At 68.9% G+C, this 1,703-nt stretch carries 2 protein-coding genes and 1 pseudogene; 1 reads left to right on the top strand and 2 read right to left on the bottom strand.

All coding sequences use genetic code 11. From position 1 onward, the window contains the following. Both ACE3TU_RS22085 and ACE3TU_RS22080 read right to left on the bottom strand, forming a co-directional pair. The coding region (locus tag ACE3TU_RS22085; RefSeq protein WP_374628002.1) for an Lrp/AsnC family transcriptional regulator at positions 1-179 on the bottom strand (179 nt) is incomplete at its 3' end. Between the two features lie 108 nt (positions 180-287). Next, entirely contained in the window at positions 288-896 is a 609-nt protein-coding gene (locus ACE3TU_RS22080) for a thermonuclease family protein (RefSeq protein WP_374628001.1), read from the bottom strand. Positions 897-1,062: 166 nt separating this feature from the next. On the opposite strand from ACE3TU_RS22080, the pseudogene ACE3TU_RS22075 reads away from it, so the two are divergent. After that, positions 1,063-1,703, top strand: a pseudogene (locus ACE3TU_RS22075) (sensor histidine kinase); the annotation flags it as partial.

The following is a 1,703-nucleotide window of genomic DNA, read 5'->3' as shown; positions in this document are numbered from 1 at the left end:
TTGACCTTGGTCGGGTCGAGCACGGCGACGCGGCCCTTGATCACCCCGTCCTCTTCCATCTTCTGGATGCGGCGCCAGCAGGGGGTCGTCGAGAGTCCGACCTTGCGGCCGATCTCGGCGACAGGGGTGGTGGCATCCTTCTGCAGGAGCGCCAGAATCTTACGATCGATCTTGTCCAAGGCTATGATCGCCCCCGGAAATAAGTTCCGACAACTGCGACAAATCTTACCCATTTGCGCAAAGTTGCCGCCCAAGCGGGCGCATACAACGCAAATATCTTCCGGGTGTCAACCGGAAAGCACGGCCAGCAGCCAGGCGAGGAATCGCTCGAACCGGCTGGGATTCGGCGCCGTCTCTGCCTCGTCGCGCCCGCTGTCGCGGCGCCAGTCGGCAGGCGCGACGAAACGTCCCTGCCAGATGCCCCGGCCCGACGCCCGAGCCGCATCCTCCTCGCGGCGATAGCTCTCGCCGCCGAGCGCGAGGCCCAAGTCGACCAGCGCCGCGGCCACGTCCCGCCCGGCCTGCCTGCACGTGGCAAGGGTCCGACCATAGCGATCCGTCCCCGAGGGGGCGCAGTCGATGGAGCCCGCGGCAAGAGTGCGCAGCGCTGAACGCGCCTCGGTGCCACACGCCCAGGTGCCCCCCGTCGAGGTGCCGCAGGTCTGCTGCAACTCGGGCGCATCGATGCCGACGAGGCGGATCCGTCGTCCGGCGAGGTCCAGCGTGTCCCCGTCGACGATGCGCCCGGGGGCGCCGGTGATCGGGGTGTTGCCGGGGGCCGGCGCCGGATCCGGCATGGCGGCATAGACGACGAGGGCGACAAGCCCGAGCGCGATGAGCAGCCATCGCCCGCTGCCGCGAGGCTGCGGCCGGCGTCCGTCGGCCCAGGCCGGCATGGGTCGCACCGGCACCGTTGCGGGATGTGGCCCTGATCCACGACGCTTCGGCATCCGCATCCCCGGCTTCACCTCGGCTTAACCATGCTGCGCGTAGGGTTTTTGCGCAATCGCAGCGAACGCGTTCTGTTCGCCCCGGTATCGAGTTTGAGTAGGCGTTATGGCGATGAAGCCCGCGAAGCACGGCGACGGCCTGCGCGGCCCGCTGGGTCGCGAGGCGCGTCGCAGCTCGCAGAAGGCGGTCTTCGAAGCCCGCCAGCGGCTCACCTCCAGTTCCGGAACACGCGCCTCCTTCGACTACGAACTGCTCGAGGAATACGCCCAGTCCCGGCTGAGCGGCATGCTGGCGGCGCCCGCGCTGGTGCTGATCCTGGCGCTGTTCGCCAGCCTCTGGGTGGCGCCGATCGCCGCGATCGGATGGGCAGCCGCAGTGCTGATCGGCTATGGAGCGGTGATGCTGCTCTGCCGGCGCTTCCTCAGCGCCGATCCGCAGAAGTTCCAGGCGGCGCGCTGGACCACGAGCTTCATCGCGGCCGAGACCGTGTACGGCATCGCCTGGGCGCTGCTTGCGCTGTTCTCGCTGATCGCGGCCGATACGGTGGGGTTGCAGGTCTCGATGTTCGCCATGGCGCTGGTCGGGATCGCCGCCAACGCGGTGTCGACCCGAACGCTGCCGGGCGCGACGCTGATGAGCACCCTGCCCTCGGCCGCCGCCGTGACCATCAGCCTGATCCTGGCGGGCGGGACCCTCAACTGGGCGCTCGCCGCCGTGATGGTGGGCGGCGAAATCTTCTTCGTGTTCCTCGC

Origin of the sequence: Devosia sp., assembly GCF_041917035.1 — a bacterium.
Taxonomy (GTDB): Bacteria; Pseudomonadota; Alphaproteobacteria; order Rhizobiales; family Devosiaceae; genus Devosia_A.
The sequence above is the reverse complement of the archived record's forward strand: the minus strand, read 5'-3'. Positions and strand labels throughout refer to the sequence as shown.

Excerpts from the sequence above, each read along its gene's own strand:
- ACE3TU_RS22080 (WP_374628001.1), bottom strand. The coding sequence starts at position 896 with ATGCCGGCCTGGGCCGACGGACGCCGGCCGCAGCCTCGCGGCAGCGGG.